The following is a 19,769-nucleotide window of genomic DNA, read 5'->3' on the forward strand; positions in this document are numbered from 1 at the left end:
GGGTCGGGTGGGGCGCCGGACATGGCACCATGGCCTAGCACTGAAGCGCACGCTGCGCCCCTGACGAATCGTGTGGGCGCCTGCCCGCCCGGCGTTCCTGGAGGGATTCTCCCTGCACGCCAGTACGTACCAGCATGTGAACCGTGGGAGTGACGCACGGCGGAGGCGCGTCGAAGGGCACGGCGACAGGGGCTGTACGGTGGGCAGGTCGGGGCCGTGTCATTCGTCCAGTTCTTCGGCTCAGCCCTGCAGGTAACGCCGCACTTCCACTCGCTGGTGCCAGGCGGCGTCTTCGTGCCGCAGGAGAGCGGTGTGCGCTTCGAGGCGTTGCCGCCACCCACTCAATCAGAGGTAGAACGACTGCTGAGGGTAGTGCGCCAGCGGGTGCTGCGCCTCCTGGAAAACAGAGGGGCTCTCCCCGCGCAAGGGCCCGAGGACGCGCAGCAGGCATACCCAGCGCATTCCCTGCAGCAGCGACTGCGCTGGCTGGAACTGGATGTCTTGCGCCCTCCCAGCAAGCAGCCTCGGTGCTCCTTCCTGGAAGGCTTCTCCCTGCACGCCAACACGCACCTGTACGCCAATGATCGGCAGGGGCTGGAGCGGCTGTGCCGCTATGGAGCGCGCGGCGCGTTGGCGCTGGAGCGTTTGTCACGAGCGGAGGACGGCCGCATTGCCTGGCGGATGAAGCGTCCGTTGCCAGACGGCACCACACACCTCTTCTTCACCGGACTGGAACTCTTACGTCGCGTGGCGTCCCTGATACCTCCGCCTCGGTCGAACCTCACGAGGTTTCACGGTGTCTTCGCTCCGGGCGCGAAACTCCGGCCATTTCAGCTCCCTCAAGCGGAGGCAGAGGCGAAGCCGGAAGAGGGAAGCGAGCTGCCTTTAGCCGCGACGAGACAGGAGCCGCCCCCGGAGCGCACGCCGCGGCGGGATGGGGCCGGGTTGCTCAAGCAGGAGTTTCGCGCTGGACGTGTTCGCCTGCGGCAGGTGTGGAGGCACGCTTGAGGGTGCTGGCGTCTCTGACGGCACCCGGTGGGGTGCGTGCCCTCCTGGAGCACCTGGGACGGCCCACGCTGCCTGGGAGACTGTCCCCAGCCCGGGGGCCACCCCCGAGCGCGGGGTGTTGAGCGCCCGGCCGCGGTGGCCCCATGCCCAAGCCCCCTGCCGCGCCCCTGAGGGGAGCGCGGCCTGAGCGTGCGTGTGCCCCCTGTGAGGGCTGCACGGCTTCTGCACCGGCCCGGCGCACCGCTCGGCGGCACCCGTCCGCGTCCCTCTTCGGCACCTCTGCTCCTGCCCCCACCCTCCACAGGCCTTCTCTTCGCCCTATGCGTCCTGCCCGACTCGGCATGCGCGCCCAGCGAGGAACAGGGCTTCGTTGCCCTACGGGGGACTTGAGGGTACTCATGGAAACTGCGGCCCGCGAAGCCCTGGGCAAGGAGGATGAGTGTGGGCCCCGACGAACTGAAGCAGTACCTGAGGGGAGAAGATGAGCGCGTTGAATGGAAGCAGTCCTCCAAGGACGCAAGTGGCATTCTCCAGGCAGTCTGTGCCCTGGCGAACGACCTGGGAGACACTCACAAGCCCGGGTACCTGCTGATCGGCGTCGACAAAAATGGGTCCGTCGTTGGAGTGGATACCCGCGGCGCGAAGCTCGACGAGGAGCAGCGGATCCTCGCCAACCGGCTTCACTCACTCAACCTCTCGCCGACGCCCTCCTTTGACATCCAGGTGCTGGAGTACGAAGGGAAGTCTGTCTTCATCGTGCGTGTGGAGCCCTACCCCGTGCCGCCAATCGTGACGGTCGATACGGTTTCCTGGGTCCGTCACGGCTCGACGACCTACCGTGCGAAAGAGGCGGACACCCAGCGTCTTCGCGAGAGACGCCCCGAGAAATCCCACCCATTTGATTTCCGACCGCGGGCAGGGGCTGGCTTGGCTGATTTGAACATCAGTGAACTGACAGGCCGGTACGAGGCAGCCAAGGAAGGTGTCGACCAGCTCGAGGATTATCCCACACTGGAGTCATGGCTCAGCCAAGTCCAACTCGGGGCCCGCGTGCAGGGAACTTGGACACCGAATCCTACGACTCTCCTGCTCTTTGGCCTGAACCCGCAGAGCTTTTTCCCGGGGGCTGCGGTGGAGTTCGTGCGCTACGCGGGCACGGAGATTGATGCTCCGGTGGTGTGGAGGAAGACGGCTACGGGAACGATTCCTCAGCAACTGGAGGCCCTCTGGGCGCAGATGAGCGTCCACATCGTTGCGGTCCCAGGGGCCGCCGAGGGCATCCGCTCGCCATTCGTCCCCGAGTACCCCCTGGAGGCGCTCAAAGAGCTGGCACGCAACATGGTGCAGCACCGGCAATACGAGGGCACGAACGCACCTGGTCGTGTCGAGTGGTTCGATGATCGCATCGAGTTCTCGAATCCAGGTGGGCCCTTTGGCCGTGCGAGCGAAGGAGAATTCGGAAGCCAGTCCGATTACCGGAACCCGACGCTAACGGATTGGCTGGTGCAGCTCGGATACGTTGAGCATCTTGGTCGAGGCGTGCGCCTGGTTCGCAGGTTCTTGGAGAAGAACGGCAACCCGAAGCTTGAGGTCGAGCTCAATGGTTTCACGCGTGTCATCGTCCGGAGAAGGGCATGAAGTCCCTTGTCTTCTTCAGCAGCAAAGGGGGAGTGGGAAAGACCACGCTCACCTTCAACATCGCGCACATGTTGGCGCGAAAAGGGCACCGGGTTGTCGTGCTCGACTACGACCCGGAATGTGCCCTTTCGGCGCTCTTCCTTGGGGAAGAAGGGCTCTTCGATGTCTGGGAGAAGGAGGAACCCGGGGTGGAGGGCGCCACGACGGCTCGGACAGTGGCGGGGTGTCTGGCTCCCGTGCGCCTCGGTCAGGGAAGGATCCTGGAACCCAAGCTCGTCGAAGTCGCACCAGGCCTCTGGCTGCTTCCCGGACAACTGGACCTCATCCGCTTCGAGCAGACGCTCGCGGAAGAGTGGCCCAGGCTACGGGCGCCTGACGGCACGCGTGCCGTGGAGGTGATGACGGCCTTGGCGCGCCTGTCCACCATGGCGGCAGAGCAGGTCAGCGCGGATGTCGTCATGATGGATGTCGCCCCCGGACTGCGAGTGCTGAACCGTGCGGCGCTCTTGGCTTGTGATGCCGTAGTATTTCCCCTGGTGACCAACTTTTTCAGCCTGCAGGGGCTCGCCACTGTTGGCCCCATCCTTCGCGAGTGGCGCCAGGATTGGGTAGAGATCTGCCAACACCACCTGGGCGGCGGAGCCCAGCAAATCCTTCCCGTCCACCCTATTCAACCCATCGGCTACGTCGTGCAGCAATTCATGGGCCGGCTTGACCATCGAATCCACGCGTCGTGGGCAGAACGCATTCCCACAGCTTTCCACGAACACATTCTAGGTGAAGTGACATCAAGCCCCCCCCTTACGTTGAAGAAGGACGGGCTGTGCCTTGCCACTCTCACCAATGTCTGGAGCCTTGCCTCACTGGCCCAACTCGCTAGGAAGCCTATCTTCGATTTGAAACAAGCGGATGGGGCGAGCAGTGGGCACCAGCAAGTCATCGCGCGTTGCCGACTTGAGTTTGAAGCCCTCGCCGATCGCTTGCTAGAGAGGCTTGGGCAACTGCCCGAAGCACGCCCTCTCACGCAGTGAAGCCCAGGCTGCGGGTGCGCTTGTCCCGGTGAGCGTCAAGGTAGTTGTCGCGTGAGAGGGTTCAGTCGAGGCACTTCAGCTCCTGCACTTTCCGTGAGGGGTTGAGGCGCACGGGGCCCGCGGGCGTCCAGTCGCGCGTGTCGCGGCTCCAGCGCTCGGGGTGGCGGGCGCGAGCGCGCTGGTACACCTGGTGGCGCTGGGCGAGCAGCACGCTGACGGACCTCTTCCACCAGTCTGCCTCGGTGCTCCTCCCGCTCTCCACGCACCTCTTGCAAGTCATTGCGGCCTCGGAGGTGGTGTGGGCCGACGAGACGCCCGTGCATGTGCTGGAGGTGAAGAAGACGAAGCAGGGCTACCTCTGGACCTTCCTCACCCAGACGCAGCAGGGAGAGTGGCTGCTGGGCTATCGCTTCAGCCTGGGCCGGGTGGGCACGACGCCCCTGGACGTCCTGGGCGGTATGCGGGGCGCTCTCGTGGTGGATGCCTATACCGGCTACAACGCGGTGACGCTGCCCGAGGGGCGCGTCCGCGTCGGCTGCTGGGCGCACGTGCGTCGGCGCTTCTTCGACGCGCTGCCCACCGCACCGGAAGCCCGCGAGGCCTTGGACTTCATCCTCGCTCTCTACCGGGTGGAGGCCGAGGCGCGAGACGCGGGCCTCGTGCGAACCGACGCCCACCGCGCGCTGCGCCAGCAGAAAAGCGCCCCGGTCCTCGCCGCTCTGCGGGCTTGGCTGGAGGAACAGGCTCCGCGCCATCTGCCCAAGGGGCCACTGGGGCAGGCCCTCTCCTACGCCCGAAAACAGTGGGACGCCCTCACCCGATCCGTCTCCGACGCGCGCCTGCCTTTGGACAACAACCGCAGCGAAGCAGCCCTGCGCAAGGCCGCCCTGGGAAGGAAGAATTTCCTCTTCGTGGGCCACGAGGCCGCGGGGGAGAACCTCGCCGGCCTCTACGCCCTCGTCGCCACTTGCGAGGCCAACGGCGTCAACCCCGAGGACTACCTCGCCGACGTGCTGTTGCGCGTCCAGACGCACCCGAACGAGCGCATCGGCGAGCTGCTGCCGCACGAGTGGAAGCGCCTGCGCGCAGCCGACGCGTCCTGACGTCGCGGCTCCCCAATCCTCACCCGCTCCATCCTTCGCGGCGCTCGCCGAGCATGGCCGACGTCCGCCCTCAAGCACTCCGTCACGTCATTGGCCGGACGGTTACAAGCGATCCGGCACGTCGTTGGCCGAACGGTTACATCGCACCCTCGTCACGCACGCTTTCCGTCCGCCCTCAAGCGATCCGGCACGTCGTTGGCCGGACGGTTACGTTTCTGCGAACCGAGTACCAGATGCGGCTGATGCCTCTGTTCGGCGACGCTGAGGCCATCTTCGACTACGACAGCCCCGTGCCAGCGGACCGCGAGCATCAGCTCCGGGTCATGAGCACCATGCCAGAGGCCTTCAGCTATGACGAGTGGAGGGAAGTGGAGGGTTTCAAGCCGGATCCGAATCGGCACGGCTATCCCTTGCCGATGCCGGGACAGACTCCAGGCGAACTGCATGCACAGGCATCAGGCAAAGACGCCCAGGAATGAAAGGAACGGATGTGACTGCCTCGGGATATGGTGTCTGTTACGTCCTTGCTGTCTCATTTCTTGAGGAGGATTTTCGGATTGAGAATGATTCGCCTAATGCTCCGCTTGTCGTCATAGGGAACAATTCGGCCCTCCTGCTCCTCGGTTTCGTAAACGAGGTCAAGCTCAGGTTGGGATTTTGTTTGAATTAGATCTACATACGTCCCGTAGTCGAGCGTGTATATGTTGTATCTTAGGCCGGGATTCTCTTTGTCGGAGTATCCGCGTGCAATTAGATGAATGATTCGATAGTCAAAGAGCGACTGGATCATTGGATGCCCCGAATGAGCCCTCTCAACCATAAAGGAGCGGGCGCGGCGATCACCAATGACATCCTTGATGATGCTCAGGAGAATCGAGTACTGATCCGCCGAGAGGTTGACGGCCTTGTCTGTCTCATACCATTGGCGAGCGGCCTCTCGAACTGCCTTTATGTCAATCTTCTCGCGTCCTCGCCTGAGCGCATCGAAGAATGATGTGTTCGTTATGTTTATCAGATCTCGCGCAACCCCTTCGGATGCACGCACGAGTTCTATGAATGTCGCTTTCTCAGTAAAAAGAGTCGTGCGAAAAGATGCAGCATTTCCAATGTTATACTGCTCGCCTAAGAACTTGTCTGGAAGCTCGTTGACTACGTGTCGATAAAGCAGTTCATCGAAGAAGGCGGTGACTCCTTCTGGGTTTCGGTCATAGACGAAATAGTCATCCAGGTCGACATTTGCAGAGATGTCGCCCCCTAGCTCAAATCCGAGAACTGCATTTCTGGATGCTGTAACTGAGAAGCGGGAGCGATATTCAAGCGACGCAATCTTTAGGGTAGCCCTTGCTATTGGCAGGAATGAACGCTTGAGGAACTCCGCAAAATAGGGCTGAACGTCGGCAGGCATGGTGGTCCACTCATCTATGAGGACCAGGAGGCGCTTGTTTCCGGTCGCCACAATGGCGTCAGCTAGGCGGTGATGAAGGTCTGTGAAGAGTATGTTATCCTCAAATACCTGTTCATACTCCCGTGCTTCCTTTGTGGATCCGGTGGTGCTTTGGGCGGACTCTACCGAAAGCTCAAGCGCCTCGATGCTTGCTGCTGCTTTTAATTTATCTTTATCAACCCGCGAAATGATTTCTTCCGTTGAAACTTTTTGCCTCTTTGAGATTTGTGCGACTCTGGTTATGCAATCCGCGAGACCGTCTAGCTTCTCTACGAAGTCTGCTTGGGCTGTATTGTTGGGAGACGTGCAGGCATCCAGAAACGCGTTGTGCACTTCTCCCAAGAAATCTTTGAAAATATTTATACAACGTTGTGCGAGTGGACGTTGCTCGTCTGATACTTGCTGTGCAGATCCAAGAATCCGCAGATCGATGTAAAGGACGGTCTCTCCGCGTCCCCGTGCACGTTCTCCAAGGATTCGGAATGCATGGGTCTTCCCTGTGCCGCGTCGGCCAAACACAATTTGGTTATTGTGATTATCCAGCTGCGTTACAGCCCCAGACTCAACATAGGTCCTTTGGAGTCTGTCGGTGTCCTCTTGACGCTCTGAGCGAGTCAGGATCTGGGAAACGGCCCTGCTGATTTGGGGATCTTTGAGCATAGAGAGGGATGGTAGTTAGTAGTCCAGTTCTAGCTTCTAGGAGTATAGTCCGTTCTCCACGGAGGGGAAGCTTGGTGTGCCCCTTCGCTGAATTGAGTCTGGAATATTGGATGGCCTGACCGGTGGAAGGTGGCACCCATTTGGTGAGCATGGCCCGCGAACCCAGGCCTGCTTCATTCTTGCCACGCTTGGCGCTGCTGCTGTCCGTCCACAACTCCAAGAAGAAGCTGGACCCCGTGGGTCGATGAGTGTGGAGTGCTGGAGGTCGCCTCGAACCCAGGGCGTGACTGGGGAGTTGCCATCGGGTGGTGCCAAGCTGACCCACCCTTCAAAGTACCTTCGCCAACCGCAACGAGTCCGCGATGAGCCCAGGGGCTATGTCGACTTCTTCGTCCTTGGTTGCTGCGTCATGCAACTGCACAGTTCCTTCAAGCGGAGGCAGAGGCGAAGCCGGAAGAGGGAAGCGAGCTGCCTTTAGCCGCGACGAGACAGGAGCCGCCCCCGGAGCGCACGCCGCGGCGGGATGGGGCCGGTTGCTCAAGCAGGAGTTTCGCGCTGGACGTGTTCGCCTGCGGCAGGTGTGGAGGCACGCTTGAGGGTGCTGGCGTCTCTGACGGCACCCGGTGGGGTGCGTGCCATCCTGGAGCACCTGGATTTCCCCACGCGGCCGGCACAACTCGCCCCGGCGCAGGGGCCTGCGCAGATGGGGTGGTGTTGAGCGCCAGGCCGCAGTGGCCCCATGCCCAAGCCCCTTGCCGCGCCCCTGAGGGGAGCGCGGCCTGAGCGGGCGTGTGCCCCATGAGGGCTGCACGGCTTCTCCCCCGGCCCGGCGCACCGCTCGGCGGCACCCGTCAGCGTCCCTCTTCGGCTCCTCTGCTCCAGCCCCCACCCTCCACAGGCCTTCTCTTCGCCCGATGCGTATGCGTCCCGGGCCGCGGCGAGGAACTGCGAGGCCCAGGACTCCGAGTGCTCGATGGCAAGGCGGGCCATCATCCGCGACAGCTCCGTCGGATTGTGGCCCCGCGTGAAGAGCGCCTCCATGTCCGCCCGGGCCGTGGTGGCGCGGATGTCACCCGCCAGAGGGGCGAACTCGATGCCGCGCCCTGCGACAAGCGGAGCGAACTCCGGGTCGGCCACGAGGACGGGAGTGTGACCGGCCCGCGCAAGGCCCTCGGCGAGCGCCACCATGGGCCGGACGTCTCCCTGGGTGCCAAACGTGATGAGCGTGACGCGCATGCCCGCTGGCATATGGGATCCCGAGAGGCGGGAGAAGCGCGATGCTCCCATGCGGGAGGAGCGAATGAAGTTACGGCCCTGGGTCGAGGGCCCAGGTTCCTTCCTCCCACCGCTTCAATGCCTGCCCGGCTTCGAAGGGCACGAGCCCCTTGCCCTTGGCGGCTTCTTCCAGAACCACCTTCGCCTCGGCCGTCCGGTAGCGGAGCAGATGTGCGGCGGCCATGACACGCACATCCATGCGCTCATGCTTGAGCAGGACGAGGAGGGCATCTCGCCCTGCGTTTCCATTGGCCAGGAGTTTGTCGACGGCGGCGCCGTACTTTCTGGCGTGCTTGTTCCCGGTCTTGGCATCTCCCCGGAAGATGGCCTCGGTCTGCGCCGCCACGTTCAGCGCGAACTGCTCGACCAGTTTCTCCAGCGTCATCACCAGAACCCCTTCGCCACGTTCTCCATGGCCAGCAGCCCGAAGTCACGCTGGGCCTCATAGGACTGCGTGCTCAACCATTGCCGCACGGTCAAGGTGCTGGAGCCCGTGATGGTACGCCGGATCGACGAGTAGAAAGCGCTGACGTCGGTGTGCAGGCTCTTGTCCAGCGGGATGATGTTCTCGGTGTTGTGGAGGGCAGGGGGGCCGAAGCGCTTCACGTTGCCCGGGGTCTGCTCGACGATGTGGTGCCACTCCTTGTTCTTGCCCGCCGGGCCCCTGGCCTTCTTGAAGCCACTGAATGAGCTCCAGGTCCTGTAGCCCGAGGGACGCGCCTTGGCGGAGGCACCGTCGCCCGTGCCTCTGGCCGCCATGGTCACCGCGCCGGGCGCGAGGGCGATGGTGACGGTCTCGGCGCTCACAGCCACCGTTCCCACGTCCGCGACCGCCGCAAGCCTGATGCCCATTTGCGCTTCGGCCTGCACCGCCGCCTGCGCGGCGCCGGGGAGCATTGGCACCTTCGACCCCAGCCCCGCCGCCGTGTTCCCAATGGCAGCCGTGGCCAACATGGCGAATGCGCGCGCCGCGTTGCGGCCCATGACCTTGCCGTAGTGCTCTCCCGCCGCGCGTAGCTCGTCAAACGTGGTGGCCCGATCCGCTGCCTCCACCAGCCGCTTGAAGCCAGCGATGAGAGTCCAGAACGTATCGACCCCCACGTAGGCAATGAGCGAGGCGGTCATCACGGCGGCCACACCCTTCGAGAAGGGTTCGGGCACCGCGAGGAGGATCATGTATGTGGTCCACGTCCAGAGAACTGCCGTCATCATGGCCTGGGGGTCGGCCATGTCCTTGAAGGCATCCATCATCTCGTCCAACACGACGCCCTGGGCCAGGGCCATGGACAGGGCGTAGCGCCCATCGCCAGTGACAGAGGGGCCTTCCACCAGCAAGTGCAGGCAGTCGCCGGATCTGGCGGTGCGCTCGCACCAACGCAGGTAGGCACGAGTCAACTCCACGTCCGCGGACGGTGGCCCTCCCTCCAGGTGCTCACTCGGGCCGAGCGGAGTGACACGACGAGTGCGAGGGTCGAACAGGTAGGAACCGCTGCGCGGCTCCACCTCGAACAGGTGCCGTGCGGCTTCCTGCGGGCGCATGGAGGGTCGCACGGCCAGGGCCAGTGCCTCCACGGCCTCCTCGAAGTCGTCGGCGTCCATTTCCACTGGTGCGGCACCGGAGCGTGGAGTGAACACGGTGGGCGCGCCATGGCCCGTGTCCAGGCGCACCGCTCTCGTGGTGCTACCGCATCCGGTCAGGACTACGAGCAATAGGGGAAGCGACCATCGTGGAAGCACGGAACCCTCTTGGCGCTGCCTCGGCGGCCTTCAATCCCCAGGGATCCTCCCCTGGCGTACTTCCGGAACCCGGACCTGCTGTGGCGGGCGCTGGGGCTCGTGGTCTCGTCGGACTTCGACGTGCGCGACTCGCAGGTCATCCTCGGCATGGCGCTGATGTCTCCGGAGTCGCAGTCACTGGCGTGGAACTTCTACCAGACGCACTTCGATGCACTGACCCAGCGGCTGCGCTCGGATGAACTGGGCCGGCTGATTGGACAGACAGGGGGAGGCATCACTTCCGGTTCGCGCAGAAAGGGGCGTCGAAGGTTCCCGACAAACCCGTCGTCGTTGCGTCTGACCTTTCCTGGACCTGGACATTGAAGCTTCCTACGAGGCGGCCCGTCGTAGCGGTCGTCAGGTTGATGCTTCCGCTGGTGGCCACCCCGAGGGTCTGCGTCCCTCCGTCCATGAGGCGCTGCTGGACCTGGACGAACCCAGGGCCGGTGGCGTTGCCGACCTCGAAGGTCCCTGCCGCGGGCGGGCCAATGACCGAGACCGTCACGAAGCGGGACGGTGGCAGGACGTAGCCGGCGTCGGCGGGTGCCGTGCAGAGCCCGGAGAGGTCGCTGTCGGCCAGCAGGGCAATCGAGAAAGAGGTCCCGCCGTCGGGACCGCGCGGCAGGAGTTCGCCGGTCCAGGTCACCGGGAAGGCCTTGTCGCCCTGCAAGGATCCCACGCTCTCTGCCTGCTCCGACTTTGATCCACAGGCAGGAAGGAAGAGCAATCCGATAACGGGAAGGAGGTTCAGGCGCATGGGCTGTCCTTGATGAGCGGGCTTGGCATGCTGGAGATTCTTCGCAAGCCCCTCATCCTATGGCGCGCATCATGGCGAGAGGCAACGGCGCACCCCTGATGTAGCGACCGGAATCTGGGCAGGCCCGCGCGCTCATGAGAGGCCGCGACCGGATGCAGAGCCTGCTTGCCACCCCACCCGCCATCCGTGCGAGTCTGGCGGGATGAACCGCGTCCTCCTGCTGGCCGGACTGTTGAGCCTCGTTGCGTGCAAGGGCACCATCGAGCCAAGTACCAACGACGGACGCCCCAACAACCCAGGGGAGCCCGGTGAGCCTGACGGGGGGCCCGGCGGTAACCTGGGCGCCGCGTGCGTGGTGCAGTCGGTGCTCGCCAATCGCTGCGCCAGCTGTCACGGCGCGCTGCCGACCCAGGGGGCGACGATGCCGCTGCGCACCCTGCACGACATGCGGGTGAGCTCGGCGATGGATGGGAGGCTCAGCAACGCCCAGCGCGCGCTCATCCGCATGCGCGACGACGCGTCTCCGATGCCGCCGGCCCCGCATGAGCGCGCGAGCGCAGCCGAGTCCGCCGCGCTCGAGACCTGGATCGGGCAGGGGATGCCCCTCTGCAGTGGCACGGACGGCCCGCCCGCGACCGTGGTGCCCGAGCCCAACCTGCTCGATCAGTCCGCGCTCTTCGCCTGCACCGAAGGCGTGCGCTCGGATGCGCCGACGCGCATCCGCCGCATGAACCGGCGCGAGTTCACCCGCAACGTCGGTGGCTCGGTCGAGCGCAGCTGGACCGGGTTCAGCTTCTACGACAACCCGCTCGATCCCAGCGCCATCGAGCAGTACAGCTCCTGGGCCACGGACGAGACGCTGGACGAGGCCACGGTGGAGCTCTTCCTGCCGGTGGTCGGCGCGGCCGCCTCGCCGTGGACGATGAACTACCCGGACGGCAACCGGATGGAGCGCGTCTACACCAACAGCCGCTTCAGCTGCATGTTCAACGACGCGAACCCGAGCGACGCCTGCAAGCGCTTCCACCTCGGCCAGATGCTCGAGTTCGGCGTCTTCTTCCGCCCGCCCACCGAGGATGAGCTCACCCGCATCACCGCCTTCGCGACCGCGGTCATCGCGCAGGAGCCGAGCAACTCCCCGCAGAATCGCGCGGACTCCATCACGCGGATCTCCAACGCCGCGTGGATGATGACCGGCGCCATGTTCCGCCGCGAGATGGGCGGCGTGCCGGCCAACGGTCGCGTGGAACTGACCAGCCTCGAGCTGGGCTCGCAGCTGGCCTACGCGCTTGGGGGGCGCGCGCCCTCGGCCACGCCGAGCTTCGTGTATCCGTACTACTCCGCGCCCCTCGAGGGGCATCTGGCGGACGTGGCCACTGCCGCGAAGGATGGCTCGCTCACGCAGGATGCGACGACCACCGGTCTGATCAAGAAGCACCTGGGCGGCGTCGACGCCAACCAGAACGGGACACCGCGCTTCGATCTGGTGCAGGACTACAACGAGGAGCAGCGCTCCAAGCGCGGGCAGTACTGGCTGGGTGACGGCGTCGCGGGCTTCTTCCGCGAGTGGCTCGGCTACGGGCACGTGTCCGCGGTGTTCAAGGAGTCCCCGGCGGCGACCTCGCGCTTCGAGCTCGAGGGGCTCGGCTACATCAGCGCGGTCTCGTACGACAACCTGCTCACCAACTTCCATCCGCTGGAGCCGACCTTCATCCAGCAGTTCGACGATCTGATCGCGCGGGTGGTCGTCGAGGATCAGAACGTGCTGGCGAACCTGCTCACCACGCGCACCTTCTACGTGCCCTCCATGCAGCACGCGGCGTACGACTCGCATAAGGGCCTCTCGCACCCCTACAACGTCAGCGAGATCCTCCCGGCGACCGTCGCGGGCCGCTGGAAGAAGCTGCCTGACGCGGAGCGCGCGGGCGTGCTGACCCACCCGGTGTGGCTGGCCGCGCACGGCGGCAACTTCGAGGACGATCCGTCCATCGTCCACCGCGGCAAGTGGGTGCGCGAGAACCTCCTGTGCGGCTTCGTCCCGCCGCTCAGCAGCGTGCAGGTGGCAGCCCAGGTCGGCGCTCACGCCGCCGACAAGAACGCGCGCCGCCGCCTGCAGGAGGCGACCGCCGGAGCGCAGTGTCAGGGCTGTCACCGCCTGATGGAGCCGCTCGGCCTGCCCTTCGAGATCTACAACCACGCGGGCTTCCTGCGCGCGCGAGATCACTCGACCAGCGGAGGCTGGACCACGCCGGACGGAAGCTCGACGCTCACGTCGATGCCGGACCCCGCGCTGGACGGCCCGGTGCGCGACGCGGTGGAGTTGAGCGAGCGCCTGGCGACCTCGCGGCACGTGAAACGCTGCTTCGTGCGACAGGCCTTCCGCTACTTCATGGGCCGTCCGGAGAACCCGAGCGACGCCTGCACGCTGACGCAGATGGAGCAGGCCTATGATCAGAACAACGGCTCGTTCTCCAAGATGCTGACCACGCTGATGACCAGCGACACCTGGAAGACGCGGCGTTTGCCGCAGGCTGGAGAGTGACTGCCATGTTCTCGCGACGAACCGTCCTGAAGGGCATGGCCGCCGGCCTCTTCGCGCCCTATTTCCACGACGTCTACGCCCAGTCGTCAGCGTTGCCGGCGCGCCTGGTGCTGGTCCTCGAGTGCAATGGCGTCTACCCCCGCGCGCTCCTGAGCACGGGCACCCGCGCGGCGCTGGGTGGGCGCGCCAACACCTCCGACCGCCTCTTCTGGGACGCGTACAAGGACACGCCGCTGGTGCGTGAGGGCGACAATCTCGCCAGCGCGATCAGTCTCGGGCCGCTGGCGGCCTCTTCCGGCAACATCGACCTGGTGAACCGCTCCGCCGTGCTGCTGGGGCTCTCGAACCTCATCGCAGGCGGCGGGCACTCCAGCGGGACGGGCGGGCTGAGCTGCGCGGTGAACGGCGCGGGCGCGACCTTCGACGCGGTGATCGCACCTCGCCTGCGCCGGGGTGCACCGTTCGACGTGCTGCGCCTGGGTACCAGCTCCGCGCGCGTGTCGATCGTGTACGAGACCTGCGCGCTCGGACCCCGCAAGCCCGCGGGCATCATCGTCAACCCGTCGCTCGCGTTCGACAGCACCTTCGGCTCGCTGCTCGGCGGCTCGACGAATGGGCGCGATCGCAAGATGCTCTTCGACTTCGCGCTGGCCGACTCGCGCAAGGCGCTGGCGGAGTTCAGCGGCAACTCCAACGAGCGGCTGAAGCTGGAGCGCTACCTCTCCTCGCTCGAATCGCTGCGCACGCGAGAGGATCAGCTCGCAGGCATGGCGGCCCGCGTGCGGCCCTACCTGCCGCTGGCGCCGAAGGACAACCCGCTCATCACCGGCGCGGGCTCACCGCCCGACTCGCTGAAGTGGTTCGAGGCGCAGTTCCAGATCGCCACGGCGTCCCTCCTGGGCGGGCTGACGAACACGGTGGTGCTGGCGACGGGCACCTCGGGCTTCGACGTGGCCTACGGCCCGGACGTGACCGACATCCCGCGACACAGCCTGCAGCACGGCCTGGATGCGGGGCAGAACTGGGAGCGCGTCGCCGAGGTCACCCGCCGCCACGTGCAGCTGGTGGCGAACCTGGCGAGGACGCTGGCCGCCACGCCCGAGGTCGGCGCGAGCGGCTCGATGCTGGATCACACCGCGATCGTCTTCATGTCCGACAACGGCGAGCAGCACCACTCGACCTCGCGTGAGTGGCCGAAGCTCGTGGTGGGCGGCAACGCGCTGGGCCTGAAGACCGACGGGCGCACGGTCGTGTACCCGAAGTACGACGCGGCCCGGAACCGGCAGGTCTCCAACCTCTTCAACACGCTCGGCCACGCGTTCGGAGACGCGAACTTCAACACCTTCGGGCAGGAGGGCAGCACGCGCATCGCGCCGGGACCGCTGAGCGAGCTGTATGGCTGAGCCGCGAGAGCGGGCTGGGCGGCTGTGACGCCGCCACAGGCGCCTCTGCTCCAGCCCCCACCCTCAACAGGCCTTCTATTCGCCCCATGCGTACTGATTTTGTTTTCTTTGCCTTGCGGCTTATGGATTGAGAAAGGCCCGTCCACCCCAAGGAGCGTCAAGTGAAGCGTTGGAACGTTGGAGCGCTGGTGCTGGTTGGAACCCTCGCGGGCTGTGCTCCGCCAGAATCCGAAGCCTTGTTACTGGGGGAACCCGAGGCGGCCCTGGACTCACAATCCCAGGCGCTGTCCTATCCCAACGGAAGTAGCCGCACGGTGGTGTCACGGCGCGTCGTCTACAAGGACGCGTCCGGCGCCTACCAGCCAGCGCCGGGCTTCGAGCAGTTCCGCGCGGGCGGTGCCTCCGACAGCACGCTCCACGCCATCCGCATCGCCCAGGTGGAGGCCCCGAGCGTGCGCGAGGCCATCGTCTTCATGACCGCCGGACAGAAGATCTCCAGCAGCGGCCACTCCAGCGGCGTGACGGGCCAGTCCTCCCACTGGGACGCGTCCTGTGACGGTGTCTCCTGCCCCAACGTGCTCCTGGATGGCCGCTCCCTGGCGATGAAGCTCGATGCCCTGGGCTGGTTTCCTCCGGGCAGGACACACCTGTCCGTGGTCAACGACAACAACTTCGACCACCTGTTCGACAGCGACACGAAGCAGCGGATCGTCAACGGGTTCGTCCACTGGCTCCAGGCCCAGGTCCGCCCGGAGACGCGGTCCATCTACCTGGCGGGCAGCTCCCGCGGCGGGTGCCTGGTGATGCGCATCGCCCAGGCGCTCCGCGCCAACACGGCGCTGGATGGCATCACCGTCTACGTGTCGTCGCTGGATGGCGTGTGCAGGAACAGCCAGGGCGAGCTGGGCACGTTCGACACCAAGATCAACAACCCCGTGCGCCCCTGGGGCACGTTCTACGGCGCCTGGGCCGCCCCCTTGCCCGCCCAGTTCCCCCGCCGCGAGCGGCTGCACCTGTATCAGGTGGTGGGAGGCCAGGAGGTCGCGCCGGCCACCGGCATCCGCGCCTTCTCCGGGTACGCGGGCACCACGCCTCCGTCCACGGGCACGAACCTGGACTGGGGCTGGTACAAGCAGACCTGGGTGAAGTGGCAGCACAAGGAGATTGGCAACCCGTACACCGACCCGAGCGCGTCGGAGCAGCCGCTCGCCATCTCGGAGACGATTGACGCGCAGCTCACCTGGCTGGACGGCCTGCTGTAATCCGACACAACCCGCAGCTGTGGCCTCCCATGAGGCCCCAGGCGGTGCCTGAAGCCAAACACGCACCGTCAGGACACGCCGTTCAGCTTCAAGCCGCCTCCGTCCGGGACCACGGTGGGGGACAGGCTCGCCTGGATGAAACCCGGGAGCTTCCGCGTCTTGGGCGTGCGGATGGCATGGACAACCTGTTGGGATGTCCTGGGAATCTTGACCAGGGAGGGTGGGCTTGGATTCACCCACGAGGGCATGTGAACAATTCCTGCGAGCCGGCTGATGCGCCGCGCAATCCGGATTCTCATGCGCCAAGACCGGCGGGTGATGCGTCAAGAAAACATATCTCACGGATTGTCACTATTGCGTGAAATTCGCGTAAGAGTCTTTGGAGCAGTGTCATGCGGCCACGGGCTGCGAAAGAGAAACGTATGCGGAAGCTGTCGATGACGACCGTCATGCTGTGCGGAGCATTGGTGTCAGGGTGCCAGGGAGAGGATTGGGAGTCCTCGTCCCACGAACAGCCCGGCGGCAACGGCACGGAGGCGTCTGTCGCGTCCACCCGGCAGGCGATCGTCTCCCCGGAGCTCGCGGCGTCGCTCGCGTGTGCCGAGACGTATGCCACCGCGGGGACCTGCGACTGGGCGCACTGGAGCGAGCTGGTGGAGACGTGCCTGACCTACGCGCACCCGGAGCTCGAGGACGGCGTCTTCATTGATGCGGTGCAGTCAGGCCAGTGTACCGCGGCCAACTGGTCCGTGCTGCGCGAGCAGCTCCTCGCCCCGCGCCCGCCGTCCGTCTTCGTGCGCGAAAGCTGCAACGGCGGCTCCCAGGTGATTCAAGAGGCCGCGTCCAACGGCTGCTACACCCTCGCGCCGACCGCGGGCGCCTCCTTCGTCGACGTGCCGGTTGGCAAGACCGTGACGCTCCATGCCGCTGGGGACTGCACCGGCGACTCGGTGACTGTCGAAACCGACACGAACCTCTGTGAGACCTCGTTCGGGAGCGGCGCGAGCGCGAACGACAAGGTGCGTTCGTTCCGGGTTCAGGACGTCGAAGTCCTCCCCTCGTCGTACCGCTACGACTGTGCCAGCGGGGAGTCGACCTGCGTCGAGAACCACAACAACGCCAGCAGACTGGCCGCCATCAACAAGAAGCTCACCGTCAAGATCGTCCGCATGACGCTTGATGGCAGGACGACGCCCGCGTTGACCACCATCAAGAACACCGTCAGCAATCTGTCCGACTACTACGCAGTCGCGTCTCGCAACCAGTTGAGCCTGGAGGTCATCGCTTCGCAGAACGTGGCGGTGACGAGCACCAACTGTGCGACGGCGAAGACCCAGGCCCGCCAGAAAGCCACCAGCTCGAGCGCGTTCCTGACGGTGTATGTGCTGCCTGGCGGGGTGTGCTCCACCTCGAACGCCGGCTCGCGCAGCGTCAACCTCAAGGGCACCCTGTTCCGGGACTACGCCCACGAGGTCGGTCACGTGCTCGGCCTCGCGCACGGCAACGTGCGTGACCCCTCTACCGGCACGGTCAAGTCGTCCGGCGACTCAAGCACGTACATGGGCATCTTCGCGTCGGACAACTACAACCTCCCGCAGCTCCACTGGCTGGGGTGGACGAAGAAGGAGGAGATCGTCAAGATCAACTCGGCCATCGCCAGCAATGGCTTCACCGAAATCACCCTCCGTCCGGTGGGCAGCAACGCCGACAGCACCAACCCCCTGCCGATGGGCGCGGTCTGGGAGATTCCTGGCACCGACCAGCGCTTGTTCATCGCCGTGCCGAAGCCGCGCCTGACCGGCACGAACCAGATCGAGGGCGGCACGGTGTTCGCGTACCGCGCTCCCAAGTGCGTGGGTTGCACGGGCATGGCCATGGGCACGATGCAGATGGCGCGGTTCGGCGCCAAATCCATCAATGAGCACGAAGCGAGCGGCATCTTCATCAAGCCGGTGGGCTACACGAGCAGCTTCGTCCAGGTGGACGGGCAGAGCGTCGAGGTGTTCACCTCCGTCACGCTGCGCGTCAGGCAGTAGGGCCTGGTTCAAGGCAGCACGGCGTCCCGGATGAACCGGGTCCTACCCTCAACAGGCCTTCTCTTCGCCCGATGCGTAGCTCTTCAGCGGCAGGGGCAACCCGTTCGGCACCTGGGGCGTGGTGGCGTGGCGCTACGTGAAGTCCCGGCCGGTGCCGGGTTGGGAGGCGGAGCACTCCATCCCAGGCAGCCCGGAGCCGGCGGTGGGCCAGGCCCCCGGCGTGGGTGTCCTGGGGGGCGCCATCTGCTTCGACGGAGACTTCCCGGCGGTGTTCGCCAGCGCGTCGGGGCGAGGCATCGAGCTGCTCCTGCTGCCGTCGAGCGACTGGAAGGGCATCAGCCCGTTGCACACGCGGCAGGCGGTGTTCCGCGCGGTGGAGCAGGGCTTCAGCATGGTGCGGCAGGTCAACCAGGGGCTCTCGGTGGCGGTGGATGGCTACGGGCGCGTGTAAGGGGCCGTGTCATCACAACCACGGCCCCTTCGAAGTCAGCCTACTGGCACCACCCCGGATACGTCGGGGTGACGACGGTCTGCCCCAACTGCGTGATGGTCAGGACGGTGCCCTCCGTGGCGCCCGTCACGGCCTTCGCCGTGGCGGTGAAGCCCGTCGTTCCGTTCAGCGTGACCTTGTAGATGAACCGGCAGCCGCCCACCCAGGACGCGTCCGGCACGGCCGCGCGGGTGCCATTCGAACACCCCTCCGGCCAGAAGCCGATCAGCAGCAGGTTGGTGGAGTACTTGTCCTTCTCCGCGAAGTACGACTGCTCCACCGTGTGGATGTAGAGCATGTTGGACCGGGCCTCCCGCAGCTCCGACTCGCAGGTGAAGGATTGGGGCGACTGGCACTCCGCGGAGTCCACGTAGCGGCGCACCCCCTGGCGCTCCAGCCAGAAGAGGCGGCCGGAGACGGGGTGGGTGCCAATCTGGAGCGTGATGCCCGCGGACGCCGTCCCCGCCACTCCCTGCGCCACCGCCGTGAAGCTCGGCGAGGGATACGGCGTGATGCCCGTGACCTTGTAGGAGAAGTTGCACCCGGACACCCAGCCCGCTCCTGGCACGGGCGCGCGGCTGCCGTTCGGACACGCCGTGGGTGTGAAACCGGCGCTGGCGAGGTTCAGCGTGAAGGCATCATACGCCCCGAAATACCCAGCCTCCGCCACGTAGATCGACCGCATCTCGCGGACGGCCTCGCATTCCACCGTGCTGCAGTCCACCGGCGTCCCCACGTCCGCCCAGGCGGTCGCGGACACTCCTGCCACTCCCATGCACACCACGGCCAGCCACTGCTTCAGGTTCTGCTTCATGAGGCGCGAGCTCCTTTTCGGGAAAAGTCGCGCCTTGGACGCGCGCGCCCCGTCACCGGTTCCATTCACTGGCACGCCCTGGAGCACCTGGGACTGCCCACGCTGCCTGGGAGACTGGCCCCAGCACGGGAGACGCTCATGCGCGCCTTCGTGACGCTGGGGACGATGTTCAGCGACGTGCCAAAGCCCCGGGCCTGGCTGTTCCGCACCGCCTCGAACCTGTGGATTGACCGCGTGCGCCGCTCGCGTCTCGAATGGGCCGTCGCGGCGCCTCCCGCATTCGGGCCCGGCCAGGAGCCCCGCGAGTCGCGCGAGGCGGCCGGCACGCTGCTCGTGCGGCTGTCCCCCCCCCGGAGCGCACGGCGGTGGTCCTCAAGGACGTCTTCGACTTCTCGCTCGAGGAAGTCGCGGACACGCCCTCCACGACGGTGGGCTCGGTGAAGGCCGCCCTCCACCGCGGCAGGGGGCGGCTGACGGCACCGCTGGACGCAGCGCCCGACCGCGAGCCCACACCCGGGTCCCTGGACGCG

The 19,769-nt window shown here is 65.7% G+C and carries 17 protein-coding genes and 2 pseudogenes; 12 read left to right on the plus strand and 7 right to left on the minus strand.

Annotation, left to right across the window (positions count from 1 at the left end; translation table 11 throughout):
• Positions 1–216: 216 nt before the first annotated feature.
• From D7X12_RS43715 to D7X12_RS43720, 5 genes are all read left to right on the plus strand, one after another.
• Positions 217–1,008 carry a transposase gene (locus D7X12_RS43715; RefSeq protein WP_244224589.1) on the plus strand — a complete coding sequence of 264 codons (792 nt, stop codon included), beginning with the start codon at positions 217–219 and terminating at the stop codon, positions 1,006–1,008.
• A gap of 441 nt (positions 1,009–1,449) precedes the next feature.
• The gene (locus D7X12_RS16095) at positions 1,450–2,646 is read left to right on the plus strand and encodes an RNA/DNA-binding domain-containing protein (protein ID WP_158620057.1); all 1,197 of its coding nucleotides are present in this window, start codon (positions 1,450–1,452) and stop codon (positions 2,644–2,646) included.
• Positions 2,643–3,677, plus strand: a complete 1,035-nt coding sequence (locus D7X12_RS16100; protein ID WP_120626151.1) for a ParA family protein — start codon at positions 2,643–2,645, stop codon at positions 3,675–3,677. Before D7X12_RS16095 ends, D7X12_RS16100 begins: the two co-directional genes overlap by 4 nt.
• Positions 3,678–3,778: 101 nt before the next feature.
• Positions 3,779–4,780, plus strand: a complete 1,002-nt coding sequence (gene tnpC, locus D7X12_RS16105; RefSeq protein WP_158620058.1) for an IS66 family transposase — start codon at positions 3,779–3,781, stop codon at positions 4,778–4,780.
• Positions 4,781–4,833: 53 nt separating this feature from the next.
• Positions 4,834–5,259 carry a hypothetical protein gene (locus tag D7X12_RS43720; protein WP_208719075.1) on the plus strand — a complete coding sequence of 142 codons (426 nt, stop codon included), beginning with the start codon at positions 4,834–4,836 and terminating at the stop codon, positions 5,257–5,259.
• Between the two features lie 53 nt (positions 5,260–5,312).
• Here the strand turns inward: D7X12_RS43720 and D7X12_RS42435 are convergent, their stop codons facing one another.
• The 5 genes and pseudogenes from D7X12_RS42435 to sitA5 all read right to left on the minus strand — a co-directional run bounded on the left by D7X12_RS42435 (position 5,313) and on the right by sitA5 (position 9,896).
• Positions 5,313–6,566, minus strand: coding sequence for a hypothetical protein (locus D7X12_RS42435; protein ID WP_147443686.1), 1,254 nt, complete (start codon positions 6,564–6,566; stop codon positions 5,313–5,315).
• Between the two features lie 141 nt (positions 6,567–6,707).
• A pseudogene (locus D7X12_RS45485) lies at positions 6,708–6,884 on the minus strand (hypothetical protein); the annotation flags it as partial.
• 537 nt (positions 6,885–7,421) lie between these two features.
• Positions 7,422–8,171: a glycosyltransferase gene (locus D7X12_RS45365; RefSeq protein ID WP_369333656.1), complete on the minus strand. Its 750-nt coding sequence runs from the start codon at positions 8,169–8,171 to the stop codon at positions 7,422–7,424.
• A 19-nt stretch (positions 8,172–8,190) separates the two neighbouring features.
• Positions 8,191–8,544 carry a DUF2019 domain-containing protein gene (locus D7X12_RS16125; RefSeq protein ID WP_120626153.1) on the minus strand — a complete coding sequence of 118 codons (354 nt, stop codon included), beginning with the start codon at positions 8,542–8,544 and terminating at the stop codon, positions 8,191–8,193.
• Positions 8,544–9,896, minus strand: coding sequence for a SitA5 family polymorphic toxin (sitA5, locus tag D7X12_RS16130; protein WP_120626154.1), 1,353 nt, complete (start codon positions 9,894–9,896; stop codon positions 8,544–8,546). The genes D7X12_RS16125 and sitA5 overlap by 1 nt, the downstream gene beginning before the upstream one ends.
• A 99-nt stretch (positions 9,897–9,995) precedes the next feature.
• Between sitA5 and D7X12_RS45290 the strand changes: the two genes are divergently transcribed.
• Positions 9,996–10,259, plus strand: a complete 264-nt coding sequence (locus tag D7X12_RS45290; RefSeq protein ID WP_341868224.1) for a hypothetical protein — start codon at positions 9,996–9,998, stop codon at positions 10,257–10,259.
• On the opposite strand, the gene D7X12_RS42905 is transcribed toward D7X12_RS45290, so the two are convergent.
• Positions 10,171–10,692, minus strand: coding sequence for a hypothetical protein (locus tag D7X12_RS42905; protein WP_158620059.1), 522 nt, complete (start codon positions 10,690–10,692; stop codon positions 10,171–10,173). The two genes, D7X12_RS45290 and D7X12_RS42905, sit on opposite strands and share 89 nt — an antisense overlap.
• A 202-nt stretch (positions 10,693–10,894) precedes the next feature.
• On the opposite strand from D7X12_RS42905, the gene D7X12_RS16140 reads away from it, so the two are divergent.
• The 5 genes from D7X12_RS16140 to D7X12_RS16165 all read left to right on the plus strand — a co-directional run bounded on the left by D7X12_RS16140 (position 10,895) and on the right by D7X12_RS16165 (position 18,386).
• On the plus strand, positions 10,895–13,234 hold the full coding sequence (locus D7X12_RS16140) for a DUF1588 domain-containing protein (protein ID WP_120626155.1): 2,340 nt from the start codon (positions 10,895–10,897) through the stop codon (positions 13,232–13,234).
• Between the two features lie 5 nt (positions 13,235–13,239).
• Positions 13,240–14,637: a DUF1552 domain-containing protein gene (locus D7X12_RS16145; RefSeq protein ID WP_120626156.1), complete on the plus strand. Its 1,398-nt coding sequence runs from the start codon at positions 13,240–13,242 to the stop codon at positions 14,635–14,637.
• A gap of 236 nt (positions 14,638–14,873) precedes the next feature.
• Positions 14,874–15,899 carry a hypothetical protein gene (locus D7X12_RS16150; RefSeq protein ID WP_244224591.1) on the plus strand — a complete coding sequence of 342 codons (1,026 nt, stop codon included), beginning with the start codon at positions 14,874–14,876 and terminating at the stop codon, positions 15,897–15,899.
• Positions 15,900–16,336: 437 nt separating this feature from the next.
• On the plus strand, positions 16,337–17,935 hold the full coding sequence (locus D7X12_RS16160; protein ID WP_244224592.1) for a M10 family metallopeptidase domain-containing protein: 1,599 nt from the start codon (positions 16,337–16,339) through the stop codon (positions 17,933–17,935).
• A 121-nt stretch (positions 17,936–18,056) separates the two neighbouring features.
• Positions 18,057–18,386 carry a carbon-nitrogen hydrolase family protein gene (locus D7X12_RS16165; RefSeq protein ID WP_244224593.1) on the plus strand — a complete coding sequence of 110 codons (330 nt, stop codon included), beginning with the start codon at positions 18,057–18,059 and terminating at the stop codon, positions 18,384–18,386.
• A gap of 40 nt (positions 18,387–18,426) precedes the next feature.
• Here the strand turns inward: D7X12_RS16165 and D7X12_RS16170 are convergent, their stop codons facing one another.
• The gene (locus D7X12_RS16170; RefSeq protein WP_120626159.1) at positions 18,427–19,239 is read right to left on the minus strand and encodes a hypothetical protein; all 813 of its coding nucleotides are present in this window, start codon (positions 19,237–19,239) and stop codon (positions 18,427–18,429) included.
• Between the two features lie 254 nt (positions 19,240–19,493).
• Here D7X12_RS16170 and D7X12_RS44305 point away from each other — a divergent pair.
• Positions 19,494–19,652: pseudogene (locus D7X12_RS44305) on the plus strand (hypothetical protein); the annotation flags it as partial.
• Positions 19,653–19,769: the final 117 nt, after the last annotated feature.

It is taken from the genome of Corallococcus sicarius, assembly GCF_003611735.1.
Classification (GTDB): domain Bacteria; phylum Myxococcota; class Myxococcia; order Myxococcales; family Myxococcaceae; genus Corallococcus; species Corallococcus sicarius.

Excerpts from the sequence above, each read along its gene's own strand:
- D7X12_RS16100 (WP_120626151.1), top strand. The coding sequence starts at position 2,643 with ATGAAGTCCCTTGTCTTCTTCAGCAGCAAAGGGGGAGTGGGAAAGACC.
- D7X12_RS43720 (WP_208719075.1), top strand. The coding sequence starts at position 4,834 with ATGGCCGACGTCCGCCCTCAAGCACTCCGTCACGTCATTGGCCGGACG.
- D7X12_RS45365 (WP_369333656.1), bottom strand. The coding sequence starts at position 8,171 with ATGGGAGCATCGCGCTTCTCCCGCCTCTCGGGATCCCATATGCCAGCG.
- D7X12_RS16125 (WP_120626153.1), bottom strand. The coding sequence starts at position 8,544 with ATGACGCTGGAGAAACTGGTCGAGCAGTTCGCGCTGAACGTGGCGGCG.
- D7X12_RS42905 (WP_158620059.1), bottom strand. The coding sequence starts at position 10,692 with ATGCGCCTGAACCTCCTTCCCGTTATCGGATTGCTCTTCCTTCCTGCC.
- D7X12_RS16140 (WP_120626155.1), top strand. The coding sequence starts at position 10,895 with ATGAACCGCGTCCTCCTGCTGGCCGGACTGTTGAGCCTCGTTGCGTGC.
- D7X12_RS16145 (WP_120626156.1), top strand. The coding sequence starts at position 13,240 with ATGTTCTCGCGACGAACCGTCCTGAAGGGCATGGCCGCCGGCCTCTTC.
- D7X12_RS16160 (WP_244224592.1), top strand. The coding sequence starts at position 16,337 with ATGACGACCGTCATGCTGTGCGGAGCATTGGTGTCAGGGTGCCAGGGA.
- D7X12_RS16170 (WP_120626159.1), bottom strand. The coding sequence starts at position 19,239 with ATGAAGCAGAACCTGAAGCAGTGGCTGGCCGTGGTGTGCATGGGAGTG.